The 22000-nt window shown below is 60.1% G+C and carries 20 protein-coding genes, 1 tRNA gene and 1 pseudogene; 2 read left to right on the top strand and 20 right to left on the bottom strand.

Features of this window, described 5'->3' with window-relative positions:
* Positions 1–58: 58 nt before the first annotated feature.
* Positions 59–134: transfer RNA gene (locus AC1DFB_RS15025), tRNA-Thr, on the top strand.
* Between the two features lie 27 nt (positions 135–161).
* Here the strand turns inward: AC1DFB_RS15025 and AC1DFB_RS15020 are convergent.
* From AC1DFB_RS15020 to AC1DFB_RS14925, 20 genes and pseudogenes are all read right to left on the bottom strand, one after another.
* A complete protein-coding gene (locus tag AC1DFB_RS15020; RefSeq protein ID WP_170802489.1) occupies positions 162–1058 on the bottom strand; it encodes an FAD:protein FMN transferase in 897 nt (298 codons plus the stop codon).
* Positions 1055–1570, bottom strand: a complete 516-nt coding sequence (locus AC1DFB_RS15015) for a nitrous oxide reductase accessory protein NosL (RefSeq protein ID WP_170425503.1) — start codon at positions 1568–1570, stop codon at positions 1055–1057. Before AC1DFB_RS15015 ends, AC1DFB_RS15020 begins: the two co-directional genes overlap by 4 nt.
* A complete protein-coding gene (locus AC1DFB_RS15010; RefSeq protein WP_170802490.1) occupies positions 1567–2388 on the bottom strand; it encodes an ABC transporter permease in 822 nt (273 codons plus the stop codon). The genes AC1DFB_RS15015 and AC1DFB_RS15010 overlap by 4 nt, the downstream gene beginning before the upstream one ends.
* Positions 2385–3278 (bottom strand): ABC transporter ATP-binding protein, encoded by an 894-nt coding sequence (locus tag AC1DFB_RS15005; RefSeq protein WP_170398101.1) that lies wholly within the window; start codon positions 3276–3278, stop codon positions 2385–2387. Before AC1DFB_RS15005 ends, AC1DFB_RS15010 begins: the two co-directional genes overlap by 4 nt.
* The gene (locus AC1DFB_RS15000; protein ID WP_170408070.1) at positions 3268–4524 is read right to left on the bottom strand and encodes a nitrous oxide reductase family maturation protein NosD; all 1257 of its coding nucleotides are present in this window, start codon (positions 4522–4524) and stop codon (positions 3268–3270) included. Before AC1DFB_RS15000 ends, AC1DFB_RS15005 begins: the two co-directional genes overlap by 11 nt.
* Before the next feature lie 2 nt (positions 4525–4526).
* Positions 4527–6434 carry a TAT-dependent nitrous-oxide reductase gene (gene nosZ / locus AC1DFB_RS14995; RefSeq protein ID WP_170398107.1) on the bottom strand — a complete coding sequence of 636 codons (1908 nt, stop codon included), beginning with the start codon at positions 6432–6434 and terminating at the stop codon, positions 4527–4529.
* Between the two features lie 15 nt (positions 6435–6449).
* Positions 6450–8599 (bottom strand): annotated as a pseudogene (locus AC1DFB_RS14990) (4Fe-4S binding protein).
* 17 nt (positions 8600–8616) lie between these two features.
* Positions 8617–9081 carry a DUF2946 family protein gene (locus AC1DFB_RS14985; RefSeq protein ID WP_480921580.1) on the bottom strand — a complete coding sequence of 155 codons (465 nt, stop codon included), beginning with the start codon at positions 9079–9081 and terminating at the stop codon, positions 8617–8619.
* 102 nt (positions 9082–9183) lie between these two features.
* Complete coding sequence (locus AC1DFB_RS14980) at positions 9184–9447, bottom strand: hypothetical protein (RefSeq protein WP_170398115.1); 264 nt, start codon at positions 9445–9447, stop codon at positions 9184–9186.
* A complete protein-coding gene (locus tag AC1DFB_RS14975; protein ID WP_480921579.1) occupies positions 9404–10957 on the bottom strand; it encodes a cytochrome D1 domain-containing protein in 1554 nt (517 codons plus the stop codon). The genes AC1DFB_RS14980 and AC1DFB_RS14975 overlap by 44 nt, the downstream gene beginning before the upstream one ends.
* Complete coding sequence (gene nirJ, locus AC1DFB_RS14970) at positions 10932–12146, bottom strand: heme d1 biosynthesis radical SAM protein NirJ (RefSeq protein ID WP_223117358.1); 1215 nt, start codon at positions 12144–12146, stop codon at positions 10932–10934. The genes AC1DFB_RS14975 and nirJ overlap by 26 nt, the downstream gene beginning before the upstream one ends.
* A gap of 3 nt (positions 12147–12149) precedes the next feature.
* Positions 12150–12632, bottom strand: a complete 483-nt coding sequence (gene ahbB / locus AC1DFB_RS14965; RefSeq protein WP_480921578.1) for a siroheme decarboxylase subunit beta — start codon at positions 12630–12632, stop codon at positions 12150–12152.
* Positions 12629–13078: an AsnC family transcriptional regulator gene (locus tag AC1DFB_RS14960; RefSeq protein ID WP_170648296.1), complete on the bottom strand. Its 450-nt coding sequence runs from the start codon at positions 13076–13078 to the stop codon at positions 12629–12631. The genes ahbB (AC1DFB_RS14965) and AC1DFB_RS14960 overlap by 4 nt, the downstream gene beginning before the upstream one ends.
* Positions 13075–14064, bottom strand: coding sequence for a siroheme decarboxylase subunit beta (gene ahbB, locus AC1DFB_RS14955; RefSeq protein ID WP_480921577.1), 990 nt, complete (start codon positions 14062–14064; stop codon positions 13075–13077). Before ahbB (AC1DFB_RS14955) ends, AC1DFB_RS14960 begins: the two co-directional genes overlap by 4 nt.
* Position 14065: 1 nt before the next feature.
* Positions 14066–15211, bottom strand: a complete 1146-nt coding sequence (locus AC1DFB_RS14950) for a cytochrome D1 domain-containing protein (protein WP_480921576.1) — start codon at positions 15209–15211, stop codon at positions 14066–14068.
* Entirely contained in the window at positions 15208–15579 is a 372-nt protein-coding gene (locus tag AC1DFB_RS14945; RefSeq protein WP_255611990.1) for a c-type cytochrome, read from the bottom strand. The genes AC1DFB_RS14950 and AC1DFB_RS14945 overlap by 4 nt, the downstream gene beginning before the upstream one ends.
* Positions 15572–16333 carry a uroporphyrinogen-III C-methyltransferase gene (cobA, locus tag AC1DFB_RS14940; RefSeq protein WP_170408092.1) on the bottom strand — a complete coding sequence of 254 codons (762 nt, stop codon included), beginning with the start codon at positions 16331–16333 and terminating at the stop codon, positions 15572–15574. The genes AC1DFB_RS14945 and cobA overlap by 8 nt, the downstream gene beginning before the upstream one ends.
* A 189-nt stretch (positions 16334–16522) precedes the next feature.
* Entirely contained in the window at positions 16523–16924 is a 402-nt protein-coding gene (locus tag AC1DFB_RS14935; protein ID WP_480737543.1) for a cupredoxin domain-containing protein, read from the bottom strand.
* Between the two features lie 54 nt (positions 16925–16978).
* A complete protein-coding gene (locus AC1DFB_RS14930) occupies positions 16979–18763 on the bottom strand; it encodes a NapC/NirT family cytochrome c (protein ID WP_480772156.1) in 1785 nt (594 codons plus the stop codon).
* A gap of 125 nt (positions 18764–18888) precedes the next feature.
* A complete protein-coding gene (locus AC1DFB_RS14925; RefSeq protein ID WP_170819090.1) occupies positions 18889–20565 on the bottom strand; it encodes a cytochrome D1 domain-containing protein in 1677 nt (558 codons plus the stop codon).
* 242 nt (positions 20566–20807) lie between these two features.
* Here AC1DFB_RS14925 and AC1DFB_RS14920 point away from each other — a divergent pair, with 242 nt between their 5' ends.
* The gene (locus tag AC1DFB_RS14920; RefSeq protein WP_480921575.1) at positions 20808–21998 is read left to right on the top strand and encodes an NnrS family protein; all 1191 of its coding nucleotides are present in this window, start codon (positions 20808–20810) and stop codon (positions 21996–21998) included.
* Positions 21999–22000: the final 2 nt, after the last annotated feature.

The raw sequence follows: 22000 nt of genomic DNA, 5'->3' as shown, positions 1-22000 counted from the left end.
GGCCCGGCAATCCACGCTTGCATGACCCGCGCGCTGCCGTTAAACGAGCTTCCGCATCGCCTCAATAGCTCAGCTGGTAGAGCAGGTCCTTCGTAAGGACAAGGTCGGGGGTTCGAGTCCCTCTTGAGGCACCATCCTCTTACGACAAGTCTTACCCGCGCTCAGATACTCATCTCGATACGCGCGCCCGGAAAACGCGATATCAGCGCGTTTGCTTTGGCACGTGGGGTCAGGCATAGGGCGGTTGAGAGCCCGTCTGCCAATGCTGCCTGCGAGGCTGAGATTGATACAGCCTGATAGGGCGCACCCAACCCTTTCGGGTTCAGGATATGCCCCTGATCGCCCTGCAGCATGGTGCCTTCGGGGGCCGAGGTTGCGACGGCGCGGTCCTGCAGTGTGATCCGTTTGGCGACAGCACCGTCGGGCTTGGCCAGCCCGACGCGCCACGGCTCGCCATTGCTCCGCTGGCCAAGGGCGGCGACCTCGCCCATATCCACCAGCACATCGCGCAGATCGAAGGATCGCATCAAAGCGGCAATCCGGTCAGTGATCGCACCTTGAGCAATCCCGTTCAGGGTAATCGCCGAGCGTCCGGGTTGCGGCAGGCGGATCTCACCGGCGCTTAGGTGAACCTTGTCCCAACCAATCGTCTGGCGTGCACGTTTCACCTGCGACCCCGCCGCGCCACTGGCGAGTGCTAGCCACAGGGGCTGGATCGTCGGATCAAACACCCCGCCCGAAGCGTCGTGAAGCGTGGTACACAGGCTCAGCACCTCCAGCAGCTCAGGCGCCGGGGTGACCAGGTGGCCGATCCGGTTAAGCTGACTGATCTGCGAGTGCGTCCGGTAGAGACTGAATATATCCTCCAGCCGATTCAGCTCTGCTTCGACCGCAGTAAAGATCGGCGCGGCCTGTGCGTCGGTTGAGCCTTCCAGCCTCAGGCTGGCGGGTGCGCCCAGCGCGATACCGCGCCATTGGGCGACGTTGCCAGCAGCGGCGGGTACGGCGGCGCAGGCGGCTGAGATGGCCAGGAAACGGCGGCGGGTCAGAAGGTTCATGCGGGGGTCTCCAGCGCGAGGTCCAGATCGACGGGGCCCAGCACTTCGGCATCGGGAATATCAGACAGTGGCAGGGCGGCGCCGCCATATTCGGCAATGAACGCCTCTGCCGCGGCGGGGTCGCCAAAGGGCACGACTTCGCGCGCACCCATGCCACCGGCCACATCGGCGCCGACGACAAAGGTCGCACCATCGGCGGCGATCCAGTTGGAAATCCCCGGTTGCCGCCAGCTGGGCGCGACGCTCATGTCACTGACATAGACAGCGGTGATCTTGGCATCACGTTCGGGGCTTTTCAGATAGGCCAGCATGTCGCGTACCTGCGCAAAGAACAAAGGCGCGGGATAGCCTTCCAGATGGATCTGCCCTTTGGGCCCGCCGTGTTCCGCGATGTTCATCTGGCAGAAATAACTCAGCGCATCCGGGGTGAGATCAACCGGGTCGGGGGCCTCGGCCACCTCTTCTTTGCAGGCCGTCAACGCGACCAGAGCGATCAGGGCAAGGTATCTCATGGTTCAACTCTCCGAAATGCGAGACGCGCAAGGGCAAAGCCCAGCACCGGCCAGATCAGCAGCGAGGCGGGCGCGGCCCAGACCGGCAGGGCCTGCGCGGCTCCGGTCATGCCCGAGGCTATCGCGACGCCTTCCGTTGCGGCGATGTTCCATAGTCGGAAAGCGTCGGCCGGGTTAGCCACCATCACCCATGGAAAGACGGATTGGGTGAAAGCGCCGCCCTTGTCCATGACGACGGCCCCCAACAGGCCCAGATCATAGAGGACGACAAAAACCAGCCAGAGCCCGGCCGACAAACCTGCCGCCGCCGTGGCCCCCTTTGCCAAAGCGGACAGCAGGTATCCCAGCGCCAGAAACACGGCGCCCAGCAGGATGGATGTGAGGATCAGGCGGACCAGAGCCATCAGGCTTTCCGGCCCCGCGCCGCCAAAGAAGGCGGCCACTGCGCCAGCGGTGCCGAAACCGATGGTCATGGCAAAACCCAGCGCGGCCAGATGGGCGGTGAACTTGCCCAACAGGATTTCTCCGCGCCCGGCCGGGTAGGACAGCAGCAGCGACAGGCTGCCGCGATCCACGTCGCCGGCGATGGCGTCAAAGGCGATCATCAGCGCCAAGAGCGGCGCAAGATAGACCGACAGCGTGGTCATCGAGGCCACCGAAACGGTCAGCATGTCGACTCCCAACGTGCCGGTTGGTGCGCTGCCCGCAAAGGTCAGCGCCAAGGCGAACAGAACCATGATCAGCGTGGCGACCAGCAGCCAGCGGTTGCGGCGCAGGATCAGCATTTCAGTGCGGGTGATGGCGAGGAAGCGGGTCATTGCAAATCCTCCTGTGCGTAGTGGCGATAGAGGTCTTCCAGCTTGGGCGGGGTCATTTCCACATCCGCCACCGCGTCGCCCAACCCGGCGATCCGGCGCAGCGCCTCCATCTTGTCTTCGGGTGCGCAGAGCAATTCAACGGATGCACCATTGATCCGGTTGCCACCCAGTTCGGCGGCCAGCACATCAGGATTGGCACTGGCGCGCACCTTCAGGCGGATCGGCAGACCGGCCAGAGCCGACAAATTGTTCAGGGTGTCATCAGCGACCATCCGGCCCTTGCGCATGATGGCGATGCGATCAGTACGGGCCTCGACCTCGGTCAGCGCATGGCTGGCGATTAGAACGGCTGTGCCTTGGGCAGCCAGCTCGTCGATGATGGCATAAAGGTCCTGCCGCGAGATCGGGTCCAGCCCGCTTGTCGGCTCATCCAGCAAAGCCACTTTCGGTTGACCCAACAGCACCTGCGCCAGACCCAGACGTTGCCGCATGCCTTTGGAATAGGTACCGATCCGGCGGTCCAATGCGTCGCTTAGACCAACGCGCTCCAACAGGCCAAGCACGTCGGCCTTTGCGCCTGAAAGCTGCGCAAACAGGGTCAACTGCTCGCGCCCGGTTAGTGCGGGATGAAACGACACCGCTTCAGGCAGATAGGCCGTCTCGCGACGCGCCTGCGCGCTGCCGGGGGTGGCGTCTCCGATCCGAATGGCGCCACCATGGATCGGCGTCAGGCCGAGGATGGATTTGATCAGCGTCGACTTGCCCGCACCGTTATGGCCCAGCAGCGCAACGCGCTGACCGGGGGCAAGAGACAGGGTGATATCGTCAAGAACGCGGGTTTTTCCACGGTCCTTGAGAACATGGTCGATTGACAGGGCCTTATCCGTCATGAGGCACCTTTTTCATAGCTGGGGGTTCAGGGGCTTGCATCAATGGGTTGCTGTCCATCACACCCCCCGGCAACAGCGCCGGGAAGGCCGATTGAGACCAGCGCACCAGCTGCACGGCAGGGGAGCCGAGCAACAATTTGGCTGAGGGTTGGGTCCACAGCACATGGTCCATACTGTCATTGGGGCGATAGGGGGCATCGGCAATGCCGTTGCCATCCACATCATAAGCGGCGAAATCGGACCAGTAGTTGCCGCGCCCGTCCTCGGACCACTCGACCCATTTGGTCGAGACATATTTCACCTGCGTCCGGTTCCCGATGAATGAATTGCCAACGATGCGGTTGCGCTCGCTGCCAGCGGTAAAGTGGATGCCGATGCCGCACCCCTCAAACCAGTTATCAGTGAACTCGTTCTTGTTCGAGTTATAGAGGAAGGTGCATTTTTCCTTGGCACCTTTCACTACGTTTCCGGTGATGGTGCTTTTGTTGGCATAGTTCAGCATGACGCCATGTTCGCGGTCGCCGATCGAGACGTTATCGGCCACGGTCACATTGGTCGTGAACATCACCGCGTAGCCCAGATCATTGCCGATCGAGACGTTGTCGCTGACCACCGAATTGTCGGCATACATGTAATGCACGGCAAAACGCAGATCGCGAAACAGGTTGCCGGTGAAGGTGTTCTTCTTCGACGAGTTTACAAAGATTCCGTCGCGGCCATAGCGGATATCGTTGTCCTCAACCACCGCACCCGGCGCGTTCCAGACATAGACGCCATTGCCACGCTCGTTCATGCGCTGGTCTTGCCGCCCTTCAATCCGGTTTCGCCGGACGATACTGTCCTTGGCCCCATGGATGTCGATGCCATAGAGATTGCCCAGCAGCACATTGTCTTCGACCACCGGCGCATGGGCCGTCTTGGTCAACTGGATGCCGCTGTCGATCCCGTCATGGTCCGAGCCCGATCCGATCACCGTCAGCCCGCGCACCGTCACACCCGGCCCGGTCACGGTGATGACGCTGCCTTCGCCTTGTCCGTCGATGGTGGCCTGTCCCAGCCCGTCAATCGTGACGGGCCGGTCCAGAACCAGCGTTTCTGTGTAAACGCCGGGGCTCAGGCGGAGGGTGTCCCCATCCGCCGCCTGCGCCAGTATCTCGTTGATGGCCCCTGCCCGGTTGGGCACATCCCAATCCGCCGCCCAAAGGGGCGAGCCGAGCAGGAGCGGTATGAGCAGGGACCAACGCATGGTTATGCGCTCCGCGGCTCAACGAACATCCGGCCGCGCATCTCCATATGCAGCGCGTGGCAGAACCACTGGCAATAGAACCAATGCACGCCCGGACGGTCGGCAATGAAGGTGACCGACGCGGTGGCTTGCGGCGCAACCTCCATCGCGATGCCGAAGTTCGACAGACACAACCCGTGGGTCACGTCATCCACGTCATCCAGGTTGGTGACATACAACGTTACCTCGTCACCCTGTTTGACGGTGAACTTCTCAAGGCTGAACACCGGCGCGGTCGAGGTCATGTAGACCCGCACCTTGTTGCCATCGCGGATCGGCTCCTCGGCACCCTCTTCCAGATCTACACCATCAGCCTCGGCCTGTTTGCGGGCATCTTCCCACATCGGGTCGTTGCGATCCCAGACATTGACCGGGTTCACCTTGGACCGGTGCACGAGGATCGAGTCATGCGGTTCCGCAAAGGTCGGCCCGTCATGGACCACCTTCATCTTATCACCCGAGATATCGATCAACTGCTCGTTTTCCGGCTTCAGCGGCCCGACGTTCAGGAAGCGGTCTTTCGAGAACTTGTTCATCGAAATCAGCCACTTGCCATCAGCCTCAGCCGTTTCGCCCATCGAGGTCGAATTGTGGCCCGGCTGATAATGCACATCCACTTTGTCGAGGATTGGATCAACATCCGCACCACCGTAGGCTTCGATGGCCTTGGCGATGTCCCACTTCACCACCTGGCTGTCCAGGAACAGGGTGGTGTAGGCGTTGCCTTTGCCATCAAACGCGGTGTGAAGCGGGCCAAGACCCAGCTGCGGTTCCGCCACGATGGCCGAGCGTGGATCGGCATTGTCGGCAAACAGCGCATCGACCTTTTCCACATCGATCACGGATACGGTCGGGGACAGCTTGCCGTTGATCATGATGTGTTTCTTGTCGGGTGCTGCGTTCACTCCGTGCGGCGAGTTCGGGATCGGGATGTAACGGGTCAGGTTACCGCCTGCCTCTTTGCGCCCGTCCACGACCTTGACGCCGTTCAGCTCCTGATAGTTGCCAGCAGCAATCGCGTCTTCGATGCCTTTCAGGTTGAACACGACCACGTGGTCCAGCTCATTCTCGGTCATCTCGGCCAGGTTCATACCCATTTCCGAGTTATACGAGGTCGAGAATGCGTATTTGCCCTGATAGTCGCAGTCAGTGTTGTCGAGGTTGCCCGACACCATCACCTGCCATGCGATCTCCATAGTATCACCGTCGATGGCGGTGAAGATGTTCACGTATTGCGACGGATCGTCGAGGATTTCGCCATCATTGACCAGCGGTGCCTCGTGTTCGCCATTGGCGAAGATATAGCCGGTGCGCGGGTATTTCTGCGGACGCAGACCGTGGATGTCATGCGCGTTCGGGATTTCGATGATCTTGTCGCATTTCATCACGTCGCAGCGGATGCGCGCGACGCGTGTGTTGGCCTTGTCATTCATGAACAGATAGCGGCCATCATAGGTGCCATCGGTGAAGGACATGTGCGGGTGGTGCAGGTCGCCATTGTCGTAGGTGACTTTGCCATTGGCGGCCAGGTACTGCTTGGTCTCTGGCAGCAGCCCTTCGGTCAGGATCTTCAGCGACTCGTTGGTCTGGCCCCAGCCGGTGGCCGAGCAGCGGTTGAATACCGGAATGCGCATCAACTCGCGCATCGACGGCACGCCGAGGATACGCACCTCGCCGGTCTGACCCGAGGACCAGAAGCCGTAATATTCGTCCAACTCGCCGGGCTCCAGCGCGGCATTGGCGGCGGCGCTGGCCTCTTTCGCGGTCATCAGGGTGCTGCCCAGACCGGTCCCGGCCAACACGGCGCCGGTTGCAGATGCACCCAGCAGTCCGCGGCGTGTGACGTTCAGTTTCTTATCGTGTTCCGACATGATCGTTCCTCCTTTTTAGGAAACGGTTTGCGGTTTGGCGTTCGGATGGTTCGCCGGTGGTTGTCCGAGGGGGTTTTCGGTTGAACCGACCCTGTCTTGGCCCGCCGTTTCAACTGGCGGATAACGACGGGACATTTGTCCTCGGACTGGTAGAGCACCTGACAATGCAGGCAGGTGACGCACTCGTTCGGATTGATCTCACCGGTTGGGTGGATCGCCTGAACGGGGCATTCGTTGGCGCAGGTCTGACAGGGGGTGCCGCAATCCTTGTAGCGGCGCAGCCAGTCGAACATGCGGATACGGGCAGGGATCGCCAGCGCACCACCCAAGGGGCAGAGATAGCGGCAATAGAACCGTTCGATGAACAGCCCGATCCCCAGCAGGGTCAGCGCAAAGACCACGAAGGGCCAGTCGCGCATGAATTTCAGAATGATCGCGGTCTTGAACGGCTCGACCTCGGCATAGGTTTCTGCCAGCGGGATCGAGACAAAACTGATCCCGAACAACACGAGGAAGATCATGTATTTCGCGGGCCAGAGCCGCTCATTCAGGCCCCAGGGCAGTGTCCATTGCGGCACCTTGAAGGCCCGCGCGATCTTGTTGGTCAGTTCCTGCAGCGCGCCGAACGGGCACAGCCAGCCGCAATAAGCACCCCGACCCCAGAACAGCAGCGCGGCAGCGACAGCGAACCATTGGATGAAGACCAACGGGTCCAGCAAGAAGGCATCCCAGGAGAAGCCGGTGCGCAAGCTGCCTGCCAGCGCCATCAGGTTCACCACGCTCAGCTGCGCATTGGCGTACCAGCCGATGAAGAACAGCGTCATGGTCAGGTATCCGATGCGGAACCAATAGAAGACGCGGGCGTTCATGGTGGCGTGGAACTGGAAGAAGAATGTCGCCGTCAGCACCAAAAGCATGACGCCCAGCACCCCGATCTCAACCGTGCGATCCTTCCAGATGCGTTTCCAAAGCGCGGCCTTGGCTGCTGCCTCGCCGGTGGCGTCATCGACGACTACAGGGGCCGTAACGGGCAGCAGATTCTGCTCGGGCAGTTTGTAGCCAAGATCGAAGGTCAGAAAGGTCTTCTCAACCGCGCCCACAGCCCGCTGCGCCAACAGTTGCAGGCGGAAGGGCTCGGCCGGATCAAACTCGGCCTCAGCGGGGATCTTGAAGATGTCCAATTCCGTGAAGCTTGGGGCATCGGGTGCCGCAACCTTGCCCAACCGGCGCTGCTGCTTGTCGAAGAATCGCACCGAATTGTCGCCTTGGATCAACTGAATCCGGTCGAAAATCCCGCCCCGGACATAGCCCGAGCCCTTGAAGCTGTAGGCCCCACGCCCCAGCACCAGAATGGCCTGCTCGCCCTCGTCCAGCCAGTCGACCATGTTTTGATATTCGGCCTCACCCAGCAGCGACTTGCCGATCGACGGCACGGATACCAACGCCATATGCATATCAATATAGGTGTCATCGGGTTCGCCGGGTTCAGGGCGTTTGATGGCGCGCTGATCTCCGGTGGCTTCGAACGCAGCGTTGACCTGCCCGATATCCAGCGTTAGTCGCCGGACCGAGCCGTTGCCGGACAGGGTGTTCCAGTCGTATACCGCATCCTGCGCCAGATCGACTTCGCGTTTCGGCCCATCGGCCTGCAGCGGAGACAAACCGCCCAACCCCAGCGCCCGCGCCACCTTGATGCCGCCGCGCACAAGACTGTCATCAATCACCATGATCGTGACGGTGGCCCCCGAGATGATATCGAGGTCATGCCCCTCACCGCCGGTTTCAGCCTCAACCTTCAAGTCCAGACCGGCATAGCCTTCGGTCAGCTCAACCATGCGCGCGTTGGGGATGCCAATCAGAACGATGGGCTCCGAGTGTTTGACCAATTGCACACCGGTTAGCACCGCTTGATCATCGATGGCGGCGACCACATGGATCGGTTTGCCGGAATAGCCGGTGGTGCCAACGAAGTCAGAGGTTAGGAAGGCCCAGGCAACGGTCTCGCCGGCCTTCAGAACGGGTGCAACCGGAACGTCATCGCGGACCGGCCCAATGGCATCAGCACCGGGGGCCAGATCGGCGGGTTCAATCTCGGGCAGGAAGCTGGCGAGGCTGTCGGCATGGGCACTGATCGCCATCAGGCAGGACAGGGCAAGGGCCAGCATTATATGGATTGCGCGACTTACGGCCACGGCGCATCTCCTATACTTAGGGTGGACGCCATGGACGCGCGCAGGGCGCGTTCAGCAGTTTCTTGGGTCGGGCGCGGAGGTCCCCGGGTTTCGGGCCACAGCTTATGCGACTTGTACAACATGGAAGATTTGCTGTTCTGAAGCTGTACAACACGGAAGTTTCCGATTTGCGGTATCTGCACCAGCTCGGGTGCGGGCGCTGCACTGGTGACAGCGCACAGCGCGCAATCGGCGCATTTTGGGCAGTACGCGGTCGGGTCTTCGGTGTCCTCCTCAAGATCAACTTCAACCCAGACCGCGCCGCCTTCCGAACAGATCTCCATCCAGACACTTTCACCGGGACTCGCCAGCACCGGTCCAAAGGCCTGCAACAACAGAAGGAATATGCCTGCCAACCCACATGCCGCGCGAGTTGCGCGTACAGGGAGATTGTGCAGAGGGATCAGGGCAGGCATGGAGTCTCCGACTCGGAAAGCTATGCCTTTGGGGTATTGGATTCTACCGAGTCGCGACTTGACTTAGGTTAGGTGAAGCAAATTTCTGATTTTCTTTTCAAATCAATCGTCTGCCTCATCCATCAGGCCACGCACCCAGCGCCCTGCCAGCCATGAGGCGGGCACGCCCAAGGGGATGGACCATAAGATCGCAGGCACTGGTTCAATGGCACCAAACCCCGCACTGTGCAGGATCAGCCCAGCCAGAAACAGGTTGATGGCCACGGTCAGAGCCGTGGCTGGATAAAGCAGGATGGCCAGCTTCCAGACCGGCCATTTGCCTTCAGTGGCTGGTGCCTTCCGAGAAGGTGATTTTGTTCCAGACATTGTACTTCCCAGACGGTTTGCGCATCGGCAGGCGGCGGACCTCTTCCAGCGTTTGCGCGTCATAGACGATCACCGCGCCGTCATCTTCCCAGATCGAAACCAGCGCGTGACTGCCATCCTTGGTGAATTCTACATGCGCCACGGTTTTGCCCGGCGCGGGGCGCAAAGTTTTCACGATTTCAAGGCTTTGCTTGTCGATCACGTGCATGGCATCCTTGTTCGGGCCAAAGAACACATCGGCCCAGACGTAAGGCGAGTTCTCATGGCTGCGCATGAAAAATCCTGGCCCTTCGGTTTTGATCCGCTTGACGGTTTCCCATGTTCCCATGTCGATCACCGAGACCGTGCCATCGGTCAGATGCGGCGTCGCCATCACGGTGGTGTCGCCCTGCTGCCAGGTGATCCCCGAACCTAAGTGAGGCATCCCCGGCAGGTCCAGATCTGCGATCTTATGACCGATCACCAGATCAATCACCTGCCCGCCCTTGCCTTCACGCGAGGCGCCCATAACGTATTCATAACTCTGATCGAAAAAGAAATCGTCCAGATAATCAGGCGTGGTGATCTTGCGCACGGGGAACGGGTCAGGGTTCTTGAACTGCCCCTCGATGCGGAAATCGTGGCCAATACCGGATTGCGGCGGGTTGGCCCCGTAGAACACCTCCCAAATCTCGGGGACATCCTTCAGCGCCAGAACAAAGCTTTCGCGCGGTGGTGCCTGATAAACGGCGGAAACACGGCTGGGAACGCCCTTTTTGCTTTTGACTTCAATGACTTTCGCGACCGACAAGTCCTCTGTCGACAGCAGGGTCAGTGAGTTCGGTAAATAGTTCGCTACTGCCACCCATTTGCCGTCACCCGACATGGCGATGTTGCGGCTGTTTAACCCCGCGCGCACGCGGCCCACCTGTTTCAGCGCCCAGATATCATATTTCTGCACCCAGCCATCGCGCGACATGATGAAGACATAGCGCCCATCGGGGCTGAACTTCGGCCCACCATGCACGGCGAACGGGGTTTCGAACCGATCCAGAACCTCGAACGTATCGCCGTCCAGCACACTGACATGATGATCGCCTGTTTCCACCACCAGCGTGATGTTCATCGGGTCGCTGTCCCAGACAGGCGCGTCAACCGACACGTACTCATCATCCAGAGTCCGGCTGGCCATGATATCGGCCTCGCCCCATTCGGGATCGGTCCCCAGCGGAGATTTCAACCACCCCGCCAGTTCCTCGATCTGCAACGCGTCCAACTCGTGCGAAAACGCAGGCATCTGGGTGGCCGTACGCCCTTCGGCAATCACTGCCGCCACGCGTGGCCCACGCATCCGTTTCAACGTCTCGGGGATCAGCGCCGGACCGACCCCACCCAGACGGTTTTCACCATGGCATGAGGCACAGAATTCGGCATAATCCGAAGGTGCATCAGCCCAAGCTGCGCCGGTCAGCAGCAGCGAGCAGAATGTGCCGATTTTCAAGGTGTCAAAAGAATTGATGCGCCGGATCATGGCTTTTCCCTCGGAACGGCGTGACCTGCAGACGCTCGCCTGCGCCCTGCACGCCGATTTCTTCGTTTGATAGATAGCAGGCCGGGTCCTCGGCCCACGGGTCGCCGGTCAGTTGCAAGGCACGGATGCGGGTGTTGCCACCGCAGACATCCTTTAATTGACAGGCCCCGCAACGCCCCTTCAAAGGACGCGGACGGGTACGCAGCATGGCGAGCATCGGGTCATCGCTGGTCCAGAGTTCCGAAAACGATTTGGTCTTCACATTGCCAACAGTGTAATCGGACCAATAGGTATCGGGATGCACGCGGCCGAGGTTGTCGATATTGGCCACGCCCAAACCGCTAGAGTTGCCACCCCACGCCGCAAGATGTTCCCGCACATTGGCAGCTTTGTCATGGTCGAAATGCGACCGAACCCAGTTCAGGAAATACCCGGCATCGGCATCGTTATTGCCAGTCACGATATCCAGCGGACGACCGCCCGAGACGGCTTCCCACGCGCGTTCCAACAACAAATCCAAACCCTTACGGGTGCGCAAATGCTCGGCATCCTCGCCTCGGTTCTTGTCACCGCGCCCGGCATAGACGAGGTGAGACAGGTAGAACTTGTCGACACCCTCATCGTCGCACAGTTGCAGCAGGTCAGGCAGGTGGTGCTGTGTGCCCTCGGTCAGGCAGAACCGCAGACCCACTTTGATGCCGCGCTTCTTACATTCGCGAACACCGCGCAGGGCGTCGGCAAAGGCCCCTTCGACGCCCCGGAACCAGTCATTTGTGGCCCCGATCCCGTCCAGCGAAATGCCGACATAGTTGAAGCCCACGTCGGCGATCATGTCGGCGGTTTCGTCGTAAATCCGCGTACCGTTGGTCGATAGCGCCAGCATCGGAACCAGATCGCGGGCGCGTTTGGCGATGTCGAAGAAATCGAACCGGTCCAGCGGTTCCCCACCCGAGAGGATCAGGGCCGGGACGCGGAATTGGCCCAGATCCTCAAGGGTTACCATGGCTTGCTCGTGACTGAGCTCACCGGGGAACGCGACATCTGCTGAAACGGTGTAACAGTGGCGGCATTTCAGATTGCAGCGCCGCGTCAGGTTCCAGATCACTACCGGCTTCACCGGGCCGGGACGGCGTCTGCGCACCGGTGTCGGTTTGACGAGCTGCTGCATGTATTCGGTCAGGCGGAACATGTCTCAGCCTTTCTTTTTCAACCGCAGCCCTGTCTTCTTCAGGATGCGCGTGGAATAGAGGATGTCCTTGGCCCGGCAGGCATCGCCCAGAGTTGCGAAGATCTCGGCGCGTTTTTTCTCGACTTCGTCCCGGTCAGAACCGTGGACCATGGCGAACAGGTTATAGGGCCAATCGGGCAGGGCGCGGGGACGTTCGTAGCAGTGGGTGACAAAGGGCAGCGCCCCGATCCGTGCGCCCAATTCCGCGACCTGGCTGTCGTCTACATCCCAAACAGTCATCCCGTTTGCCGTCATCCCCAGCTTGTAGTGGTTCGGAGCGGCGGCGATGCGGCGAATTACGCCGCGCGATTTCAGCTCTGCCAGACGATACAAAAGGGCATCCTCGTCCAACCCAAGTGTTTCGGCAACGGCTGCATAAGGCGCTGGCACAAGCGGCAGGCCGCTTTGCAGCGCTTCGATAATCTCTCTGTCCTGAACGTCGATCATGCTGCCACCCGGAAGCCGATGAAAAATTCCTGTAGTTTGGGGAAACGGAGAACTTCGATCCCCGTTTCCCGTTCGATCGCATCAGCGGCGGCTTCGATCCCCTCAGGCGTTTCGGTGGCCAGCACGAACCACATGTTCAGCCGGTGCGTACGCTCATAATTATGGGCAACCTCGGCGTGCGCATTGACTTTGGTCAGGACGGTGTCGAATTCATCCTCTGGCACGGCCATGGCGCACAGGCAGAACGCTCCACCCATTGCAGCGGCGTCGAAAAACGGGCCGAAACGTGTGATGATCCGCTGCTCTTTCATTCGTGCGAGACGGGTTAGGAGTTCGTCTTCGGGAATCCCAAGTTCCTGGGCTACACTGGCAAAGGGATGCGCGGTCAGCGGCAGGTCATCCTGCATCCGGTTCAGGATTACGCGGTCGGTCGCGTCCATAGTCATGCTGCTGCCTCTTTCGGTTGGATCAACGCGCCGGTCTGTTTGAAACAACGGGTCGAAAACAGCACTTTGTTCCGTGCGCCTGCCAGTTCGGGCAGAGCGGCGGCTGCGGCCAGAACCTCCATCGCTTCGGGGCGCGAGCGTGCATGGATCATGGAATAGAGGCGATAGGGCCAGACATCCTTGACCGGGTTGCGCTCATAGCAAAGCGTCACGCCGGGATAGGCCGCCAGCGCCGGTCCAGCCGTGTCCACCTGTTCGGGCGGCATGTCCCAAACAACCATCGCATTGGCTGACCAGCCGAGCGCCCGGTGGCGCACGATAACCCCGAGACGAGAGATTATGCCTGCTGTTTGCAGCGCTTCGATACGCCCCATTACGTCGGAATCATCTCTGCCCAGCGTTTGTGCCAATGCGGCATAAGGAATCTCTGTCAGGGTCAGGCCCGAGCTGAGCGCCTGCAGCAACTCGCGATCTCCGGGCTGCATGGCTGAGCGATCCACCTTACGAAGGCCAGGAACATTGCGTGTTTTTCCCGACATACGAAAGCCCAAATCGACGTTGAATGGACGTACGAGGCGCAGGTCCAGGACCCGCAGTCCGGAACGCTGCGATATCCGTGCAAGGGTGTCATCGACATGGGTGCGATCCGGGCCGGTTGCGACGAACCAGAGGTTCCAGTCATCCTCCCGCTGGTAGTTGTGGTTCACGCCCGGTTCGGCGTCGATCAGGGCTGCAATCTCTTCCAACCGATGTTCGGGGGCCGCAACAGCGGCCAAGGTGCTGGCCGAAACCGCGCCCGGAGCGATGGTGGCACCCACACGTGTAATCCGCCCGGTGGCCTGCATGCGAGTTAGGCGATCAATCACCTCGGCTTCGTCCAGCCCCAGTATAGACGCCAATACCTGAAACGGACGCTCTGTTATCGGAAAGTCGCGCTGAAACTCGTCCAGCAAACGACGGTCGATGGGATCGGTGATGTGTTGCATGTCAAAGCCCCATTCTGTGCGCACGGGCGGTGAAGAAAATGCCGGATGGGCTGTCGGCGTCGATCTCGCGCAGTTTTTCAAACGTTTGCGTGTCGTAGACCATAACCTTGTTGGCGTCGCGCACGCTGATCCAGACCTCATGCCCTCGCGGAGTGAACTCCATATGCAGTACGGCAGGGCCGGGTTTGAATTCGTGAATGATCTCCTTGGTCACAGAATCAATAACCTGAATGGTGTCGTTCAGAGGGTGGGCAAAGTTCACCCAAACCTGCCGCCCGTCAGGACGGGCCATGGCAAAGACCGGCTGACCATGGGTCTGCGTACGTCCGGTTTCGGTCAGAGTGTCGGCGTCGATCCACAGCACCTCGTGATGGCCGACGGCGGGCAGCACAAATTCGCGCCCGGTCAGCGCCCAGCCTTCGAGGTGGGGCATCTTGTAGACCGGCATTTCCTCTTGTCCGCGCCCATAGTTGGGCAGCACGCGGATGGGTTCGGGCGTCTCGGCCCAAAGGTCCAGCGCGGTCAGGCCATCCTCGCCAAACAAGCCGGTGATATAGGTGCGGCCATTGGCGGTGATCAGCGCGTCATATGGGTTCTTGCCCATTTCGGGGATCTTGGTGATCGCGGGTGCGCCGTTGGAGAAATCAGCAATCCAGGTCTCGCCCGTGTCCCACATGGTAAAAACAAACCGGCGGCCGGGTGCATCGACCAATCCGATGGTTTTGCTATCGGTAGGAATGTCCGCGACCATCTCCAGCGTTTCCGCATCGAAGACGCGTACACCGCCAGGTTCATAATTCGATACAGCGACCAGCTCGCCGTCATCCGAAATGGCACCGCCAATGGCGTTGCCCGCCTGCACGACCCGGTTCACGATCTGGCGGGTGACGATATCCACCTTAGTCAGGCCGCCGTCTCGTCCAAATACATAGGCAAAGCGCTCATCGGGTGAATAGACCAGCGAGGCATGGGACAGATCGCCCAGACCTTCGATCCGCGCCAGCGCTGCGCGGTCGGATTGGTCCACCAGAAGAACCGAACCCTTGGCGCGTTCGATCACAAGTCCTAGGTCGCCGGTCGCCGTGGGTTCAGCCTGGGCGGTGGTCATCATAAGGGCGGCGGCGAGGGTAAGGATGAGCTGTTTCATTGTGCCTCCTGTGCCAGCAGGTAGCGGGCGATCCATTCGGCCTCTTCTTCGCTGATCAAGGGCCGCCATGGGGGCATCGCGGTGTCGGGGATGCCGTCGAGGATCACGCCGGTCAGTACCTCGGCATCGTAGTGTTCCAGTGTTTTGGACCGCAGATCAGGGCCGAGGCCGCCTTTCAGCGATAACCCATGGCATGAGCCGCAATCCTGATGGACAAGGCGTTTCAGTGCGTTGGGGTCAAGTGTGTCAGCAGCGAAGGCCGTGGTGGCAACAAGCACTGCGGAAGTGAGAACAGCACGTGCCGCCCATCCTTTGCGTCCTCTCACAGCCGGTTGCTGTGCAGGCCTTCTGGAACAGAACTTAGCCATGCGCCTGCTCCAAAAGGTCGGCCACAGGCCGTTCTGCGTAAAGTGAAACTACCTTGCCGATGATGAACAGCGTGGGCGCCTTTAGCCCGGCCTTGCGCACATCAGCGGCCAGCCGATCCAGCCGGGATACCATCCGGCGCTCATCAGGTGTGGTCGCTTTGCCAACCGCCAAAACCGGAGTTGAGCCGGGTAGGTTCTCGGTCATCAGTCCCATGGCGATCTGGCCGATATTGGCGACGCCCATATAGACAACCAAGGTCGAGTCCGGGTCGGCCAGACGTTTCCAATCCAGATCCAGCACCTTGTCGGCCTGTCGGTGCCCGGTGACATATTGCACCGATGTCGCTAACCCGCGATGGGTCAGAGGCACACCTGTCGAACAGGATGCCCCCTGCGCTGCGGTAATACCCGGCGCGTATTCGACTGGGATGCCGTTTGCCATCAGGTGCGCGGCCTCTTCCGAGCCGCGTCCGAAGATCATCGGGTCACCCCCCTTGAGGCGAGCAACGGTGTGACCGGCGCTGGCTTCCTCGACGAGGATTTCGTTGATGCGATCCTGCGGCACGGTATGACACTTGGGGGCCTTCCCAACCGGGATCAGCCGTGCGCCATCAGCGTGCAGATTGAGGATATCGGCCGAGACCAGACGGTCATAGACCACCACGTCCGCCTCTTGCAGCATCCGCAGCGCGCGCAGGGTCATCAGTTCGGGGTCACCGGGGCCTGCGCCAATCAGAAAAACCTTACCGCTCATGTGCAAACTCGCTTGGTCTGAATGTCTTCGGAGCCCGGAATTCCTGCGCGATCAGGGGACGTTGCTGGGTGAGCCGGGCGTGTCATGCGGGCAGACTGGCGTAATCGGAAAGGAACCTCCTTGACTAAAGTTAAGGAGCGCGGGAATTGCCCCGCGCTCCTTTCGGCTTGCCTGTATGATTGCCTCGGCTCAGGGTTCGACGGTGATCATGCCGATCATGTTCTGTGTCTCCCAATGCGGGCCACACAGATAGTCCTGCGGACCCGGGGAGAGGAAGGTCAGGTCAACCGTCTCCTCAGGAAACAGACGATCGCTTTCGGGCTCGCTGCCGTCTTTTAGCAGGACCGAGTGACTGGTGCGCTTATCGACATTCACCCAGCGCACGGTTGTGCCCGGTTTCACGGTTAGCTCGGCTGGGCAGAACGTGTATTTGTACATCAGCACCACATCGGCATCCTCAACGGCGGAGGAGGGCTGACCGAACAGCTCGACATAGCGCTCTTCGGCTTCGGCACACAGCGCGGCGGTGTCCTCTGCCCATGCGGGCGCGGCCAGAAGCAGCAGCGCAGGGAGAAGGTGTTTGGGTTTCATTGTCCAAGTCTCCTCTTTTAAGCGGAAGGGGCCGGATCGCCCGGCCCCTCTTCCTTATTGTTTGACGACGTTGATAAAGGCGTTGTCGTCGTCCAATGCCAGGCTGGTATCCAGCGTCACGTGGTGGAACCGTGCGGCGGCAAAGTCATCGTGGATGGCAAAGCCCACCGTATAGGTCTGACCGGCCTCCAGCGGCACGTCACCAGCTGCGCCCGAGTTCAATGGGCGCGTGAAGACCACGGTCCACATACCTGCATCAAGGCTGGCCGAGGCGGCGATCTCACCGTCATTGACCACGCGCTGTTCCAGCAGATAGCCGTTGGTGGCGCTGCCGTCCGCGTAGACGCGCATCAGATCCAGATAGGTGCCATCGGCCAGATACTGCTCGATCTGATCGGCGGCCTGCAGCTTGTCCCAGCCACCCAGCGCCTTACCGCGGCGGCCTTTGATCTCGACCTCGGTGCGGCTTTCGCTGATGTATTTGGTCACAGTGTCCTGCGTGCTCAGCCGACCCGAGACATCGCCATTTGCGGCAATCGCCTCGGCACCCGGGTCAAAGGGCATATAGGAGTTGTCCGCGTGGCACGAGGCCCAGCAGCCGACCTGATCGCCCAGCTCAATCCCAGTGCCGGTGATCATCATGGCCACCTTGATCTGGTTGTCCGGGTCCATCTTGCCGCCATCGACAAAGGGGGCGGGGTTGTGGCCCGCATCCGGCCATTGCAGACGGATATACAGGGTCTCATCATCATGAGCGGCTTGCACGGTCGCATCGATCACACCACGTTTGCCCGGGATCGGGGTTGGTTCCAGATCCCCACCGGCCACGATCTTGTTGCCGATCGCGTCCAGTTCGGCAGCGTGACAGGTGGTGCACTTGTCTCCGCCTTTGGTCAAAGGACGTGCTCCGCCGTGGGATCTGCCGTTCTGAACCCACTCGAAGGAAGCCTGACCAGGATAGAACAGTTTCATATCTGCACCGGGGACAGCCGCCCAATCGATATTTGTGCCAACATCGCTGCCGCCACCTGCCGGGGCTGCGGCCTCTTCGCCAGAAGCTTTGGCACGCTCTTCCGCGACGGCTGCGTCAACCGCTGCTGCGATCTGGGCCTGTACGGCCTCTTGCTGGGCTACACGCGCGGCTTTCTCAGCCTCGGCATCGGCAGCTTCCTTGGCTTCGATGCGTTCGAGACTTGCCAGGTATTCGGCCGGGATTTCGCGAATGAAATCTGGGTTCGGCGCTTCAAGCTTTTCCAGATACTCTTCGTCGGCCCGGTCGCGGGCGTCCGAGTGCGCAATCCCCTTGTGGCAGTCAATACAGGTCTGACCAACGGTCATCGCGTTCAGGTGCTGCTGACGGGCGCGGGGTTTCTGGAACTCGGGCATCATCGACTCGAAGTCATGGCAGTTGCGGCACTCGCGCGAGTCCGTGGATTTCATCCGCTCCCATTCATTCATAGCCAGATGCACGCGCTTGGCTTCGAATTTCTCGCGCGTGTTTATCGTGCCGACCACCTTGCCATACAGTTCTTTGGACGCCTTGATCTTACGGATGATCTTGTGAGTCCAATCCTTGGGCACGTGACAGTCGGAACAGACCGCGCCTACGCCCGAACGGTTCACGTCGTGGATTGTGCCGGTGTATTCTTCGTAAACGAAATCTCGCATCTCGTGGCACGAGACGCAGAATTCCTTGGTGTTGGTAGCTTCCATAGCGGTGTTGAACCCGCCCCAGAAGATGATGCCGGCGGCAAAGGCCGCAGCGATCCCGGCCACGGGCATTCCCCACAGGAAATACCGGCGCCAGATTGGTTTTTTCTTTTCCGGTTCGGAGGTCATATCCGGTCTCCGTTTTGGCTTCTTTTTCTGGCCCTGGATGTCAGGCCTGTGGATTTGGCTGATGAGTCAAACGAGGAAAGGGCGGGCGAGGGGCCCGCCCTTTCCGGTGCTGAGTACAAAACCCGTCAGGTGACGTGGTTCGAACGGTTGTAGACGTTGAACTTGCCGGTGGGTGCAAACAGTCCCTTCACGCGGCCGATCTCTTCCAGCGTCTTGGCGTCGAAGATCACGATCTCACCATTTGGCTCTTTCGAGGTCGAGCGGTTCCACTTGGACACCCAGACCTCGGATCCGTCTTGGTTGAACTCGAAGTGGACGGCGACGTTGCCTTCCTCTTCTGTGATCTGGATCGTTTTCACGATCTCACCGGTTGCCTTGTCGATGACCTGCACCGATTGCTGGATCTCAGGCTCGGGGTGCTTGGTCTGGTCGGCCCAGATGTAGTCCGAGTTCGGATGGGTCCGGATGAACAGACCGGGTCCGTCGGTTTCCACCTCGTAGCAGACTTTCCAGGCATCGTCCGGGCGGCCTTCGGGGTCGTTGCCCCAAACGGTAACCGTGCCTTCGCCCAGGTGGGTCGTACCGGCAACAGGACCGCAATTCGGGTCATCCCAGTTGGCGCCCGGGCCGGGGTGCGGCAGCGGCGCGGTATCGATCATAGCTTCCAGCTTGTGAGTCTCGGTATCGACCACGACCATCTTGTTCGACGCGTTTGCGGCGATCTGGAAATAACGGCCGGTCGGATCAAAGAACCCGTCATGCAGGAACTTGGCGCTGTCGATCTTGTCGATCCGCAGGTTGTCCAGATCGGAGTAGTCCACCTGCCAAAGCTGACCGAGCTCCTTGACGGCGACGATCCATGTGGGCTCGTTCGGGGTGGTGTAGATGGCGGCCACACGGGCCTCTTCTACATAATCCCCGTCCACGTTGTAGCCACGGGTCGAGACAACCTTTTTCGGCTCCATGGTTTCGGCGTCGACGATGGCGAAATGAGGGGGCCAATAGGCGCCACCGATGACGTATTTACCGTCACCCGATACCGCCACGTCGCGAGCGTCATAACCAATGGTAACCTCGGCAACCAGCATGTTCTCGGGGTTCTGCCACAGGTCGATCTTGGTCATCTTCCCGTCGCGGCCCATGGTGTACCAGAAGCGGCCCGGGTTTTCCGGTTCTTCCAATTTGTGGTGTTCCGAGGCTTTCAGAACGTGCACCGCATAACCGGTCGGGATATGCGCCAGCACTTCCTTGGTGTCACCATCAATCACGGCCACCTTGCCCACGTCACGTTCGATGACGACAAAGAAGTTTTCCCAGTTGCGGCCATGCAGAGGTTCGGTCGGGTAGTCTTCGGGTTCGACATAGACCTTGCGGGTCGCCATCATCTGCTCAAGCGACATTTCTGGCGGTTGGGGTGGCTCCATCTGGATGTAGGTCGCCATATCGCGGATTTCTTCTTCGGACATCACGTCCGAGAAGTTGTTCATCCCGCCTTCGGTGCCCCATGCGATGATTTTTTCCAGCCGCTCCTGCCCCAGTTTCAGGGTGCCAGACTCGGTTACGGTACCATCGTCATTCTTCGTTTCAACCAGCGGCTCAAGGCTTTTGCCGGTTGCCCCTTTGCGCAACACACCGTGACAACCGGCGCAGCGCTCAAAGTAAAGTTGTTTTGATGATTCAAAGGCTTCCTTGCTCAGGTTTGGCTCTTCGGCAAAGACTGGCGCAGCGACGCTGCCCAGCAACATTGCCAAACCGACCCCTAAGGCGCGGCCAGTTCTGTTGTAGCTGATTCCAAGTGACATGATCACTCTCCATTTGCTGGTGAGGCAGGTCCTAGGGTGAAACATCACGCGTTTGTCATCCTTGACGAAAGTCAACGGAACGCGCGCAAATTGGAAATTGACGGGCTATAATGAGCCATAAAACAAAGGGAAAACCTGAGTTTCAGGGACATGTTTTTCGGATGCTTGATTTCGGTTAAGTCCATTACTGGTCGGCCTTGCTAAACCTGTTCCAACAGCCATTGAGGCCGAGGAGAACAGGCATGTCGGCAGTGATCGCGCGCGTATTGGGCGAGGGGTTTCGCATCTTTTTCCTGTCCGCCGGACTTTTTGGTCTGTTCGCGGGAGGCGCGTGGGGTTTTTGGTTGATGACGCAGACCGGGTTGGTCGGATACGAAGACCCAACCTATTCCATGAGTCCCCCAATGTGGCACGCGCATGAGATGATCTTTGGCTATGCCACAGCAGCTCTGGGCGGGTTCTTTCTGACGGCTGTTCCCAACTGGACCGGGACCCCAGAGGCGCGCGCCCGGTTCATCATGCTGGCCGCAGGTCTCTGGTTGGCCGGGCGGGTATCGATGTGGTTCTCCGGTGCGCTGCCGCCGGTTCTGGTCGCTGTGTTCGATCTGGTCTTTGTTCCAATTCTGGCGGCAAAGATTGCTACTCAGCTGATCCGACGCCCCAAACCGCAGAACATGGTATTCCTTTTGCTGCTCAGTGCGATCTGGATTGCCAACTTGTTAACCCATTTAGAGTGGATCGGTGTGACCAACGATACGCTGGACATCGGATTGCGGGCGGGGTTGCTGACGCTTTGCAGCCTAATCGCGATACTTGGCGGGCGCATTACGCCGGCTTTCACCCGAAATGCGATGAAACGCGCGGGAGAGCCCGAATCCAACTGGCCTATTTCGGTAGGAGCGTTTGATAAAGCCGCCATGGGGCTTGCACTGTCACTGCCGCTGAGCGTGCTCGTCTTTGGAATCGGACCTGTATCAGGCGCTACCGCGCTGATGCTTGGCGTTGCTCAGATCCTGCGCATGGCACGTTGGCGCGCACGCTGGGCACTGCGGCAGCCGATTCTGATCGCGTTGCATCTGGGGCTGGGCATGCTGGCGCTGGGCCTGATCCTGTGGGGGCTGGCAGTGCAGGGGTTCGGCAGCGAGATCGGGGCGCTGCATGTTCTGGGCATTGGTTGCGTCGGCGGCATGACCCTTGCCGTGATGAGTCGGGCCGCCCTTGGCCATAGTGGCCGTGCCCTCGTGGCCCCGCCACCCATGGCGATCGCTTACGGTTTGATGGCGGCAGCCGCAGTTTTGCGCTGGATCGGGTCGGCGTTTGACCAGGGGTATCTGGTTGCGATGCTGGCCTCAGATGGGCTGTGGATCTGCGCCATCGTCTTGTACCTGGTTGCGATGTGGCCCGCGTTGACCGGGCCACGTCTAGCGGCCTGAGC

This window comes from Ruegeria sp. S84 (genome assembly GCF_056583445.1).
This window is presented reverse-complemented; position numbering and strand designations above follow the sequence as displayed.

Coding starts and splice junctions, on each gene's coding strand:
- AC1DFB_RS15020 (WP_170802489.1), bottom strand. CDS start 1,058: ATGAACCTTCTGACCCGCCGCCGTTTCCTGGCCATCTCAGCCGCCTGC.
- AC1DFB_RS15015 (WP_170425503.1), bottom strand. CDS start 1,570: ATGAGATACCTTGCCCTGATCGCTCTGGTCGCGTTGACGGCCTGCAAA.
- AC1DFB_RS15010 (WP_170802490.1), bottom strand. CDS start 2,388: ATGACCCGCTTCCTCGCCATCACCCGCACTGAAATGCTGATCCTGCGC.
- AC1DFB_RS15005 (WP_170398101.1), bottom strand. CDS start 3,278: ATGACGGATAAGGCCCTGTCAATCGACCATGTTCTCAAGGACCGTGGA.
- AC1DFB_RS15000 (WP_170408070.1), bottom strand. CDS start 4,524: ATGCGTTGGTCCCTGCTCATACCGCTCCTGCTCGGCTCGCCCCTTTGG.
- nosZ (WP_170398107.1), bottom strand. CDS start 6,434: ATGTCGGAACACGATAAGAAACTGAACGTCACACGCCGCGGACTGCTG.
- AC1DFB_RS14985 (WP_480921580.1), bottom strand. CDS start 9,081: ATGCCTGCCCTGATCCCTCTGCACAATCTCCCTGTACGCGCAACTCGC.
- AC1DFB_RS14980 (WP_170398115.1), bottom strand. CDS start 9,447: ATGTCTGGAACAAAATCACCTTCTCGGAAGGCACCAGCCACTGAAGGC.
- AC1DFB_RS14975 (WP_480921579.1), bottom strand. CDS start 10,957: ATGATCCGGCGCATCAATTCTTTTGACACCTTGAAAATCGGCACATTC.
- nirJ (WP_223117358.1), bottom strand. CDS start 12,146: ATGTTCCGCCTGACCGAATACATGCAGCAGCTCGTCAAACCGACACCG.
- ahbB (WP_480921578.1), bottom strand. CDS start 12,632: ATGATCGACGTTCAGGACAGAGAGATTATCGAAGCGCTGCAAAGCGGC.
- AC1DFB_RS14960 (WP_170648296.1), bottom strand. CDS start 13,078: ATGACTATGGACGCGACCGACCGCGTAATCCTGAACCGGATGCAGGAT.
- ahbB (WP_480921577.1), bottom strand. CDS start 14,064: ATGCAACACATCACCGATCCCATCGACCGTCGTTTGCTGGACGAGTTT.
- AC1DFB_RS14950 (WP_480921576.1), bottom strand. CDS start 15,211: ATGAAACAGCTCATCCTTACCCTCGCCGCCGCCCTTATGATGACCACC.
- AC1DFB_RS14945 (WP_255611990.1), bottom strand. CDS start 15,579: ATGGCTAAGTTCTGTTCCAGAAGGCCTGCACAGCAACCGGCTGTGAGA.
- cobA (WP_170408092.1), bottom strand. CDS start 16,333: ATGAGCGGTAAGGTTTTTCTGATTGGCGCAGGCCCCGGTGACCCCGAA.
- AC1DFB_RS14935 (WP_480737543.1), bottom strand. CDS start 16,924: ATGAAACCCAAACACCTTCTCCCTGCGCTGCTGCTTCTGGCCGCGCCC.
- AC1DFB_RS14930 (WP_480772156.1), bottom strand. CDS start 18,763: ATGACCTCCGAACCGGAAAAGAAAAAACCAATCTGGCGCCGGTATTTC.
- AC1DFB_RS14925 (WP_170819090.1), bottom strand. CDS start 20,565: ATGTCACTTGGAATCAGCTACAACAGAACTGGCCGCGCCTTAGGGGTC.
- AC1DFB_RS14920 (WP_480921575.1), top strand. CDS start 20,808: ATGTCGGCAGTGATCGCGCGCGTATTGGGCGAGGGGTTTCGCATCTTT.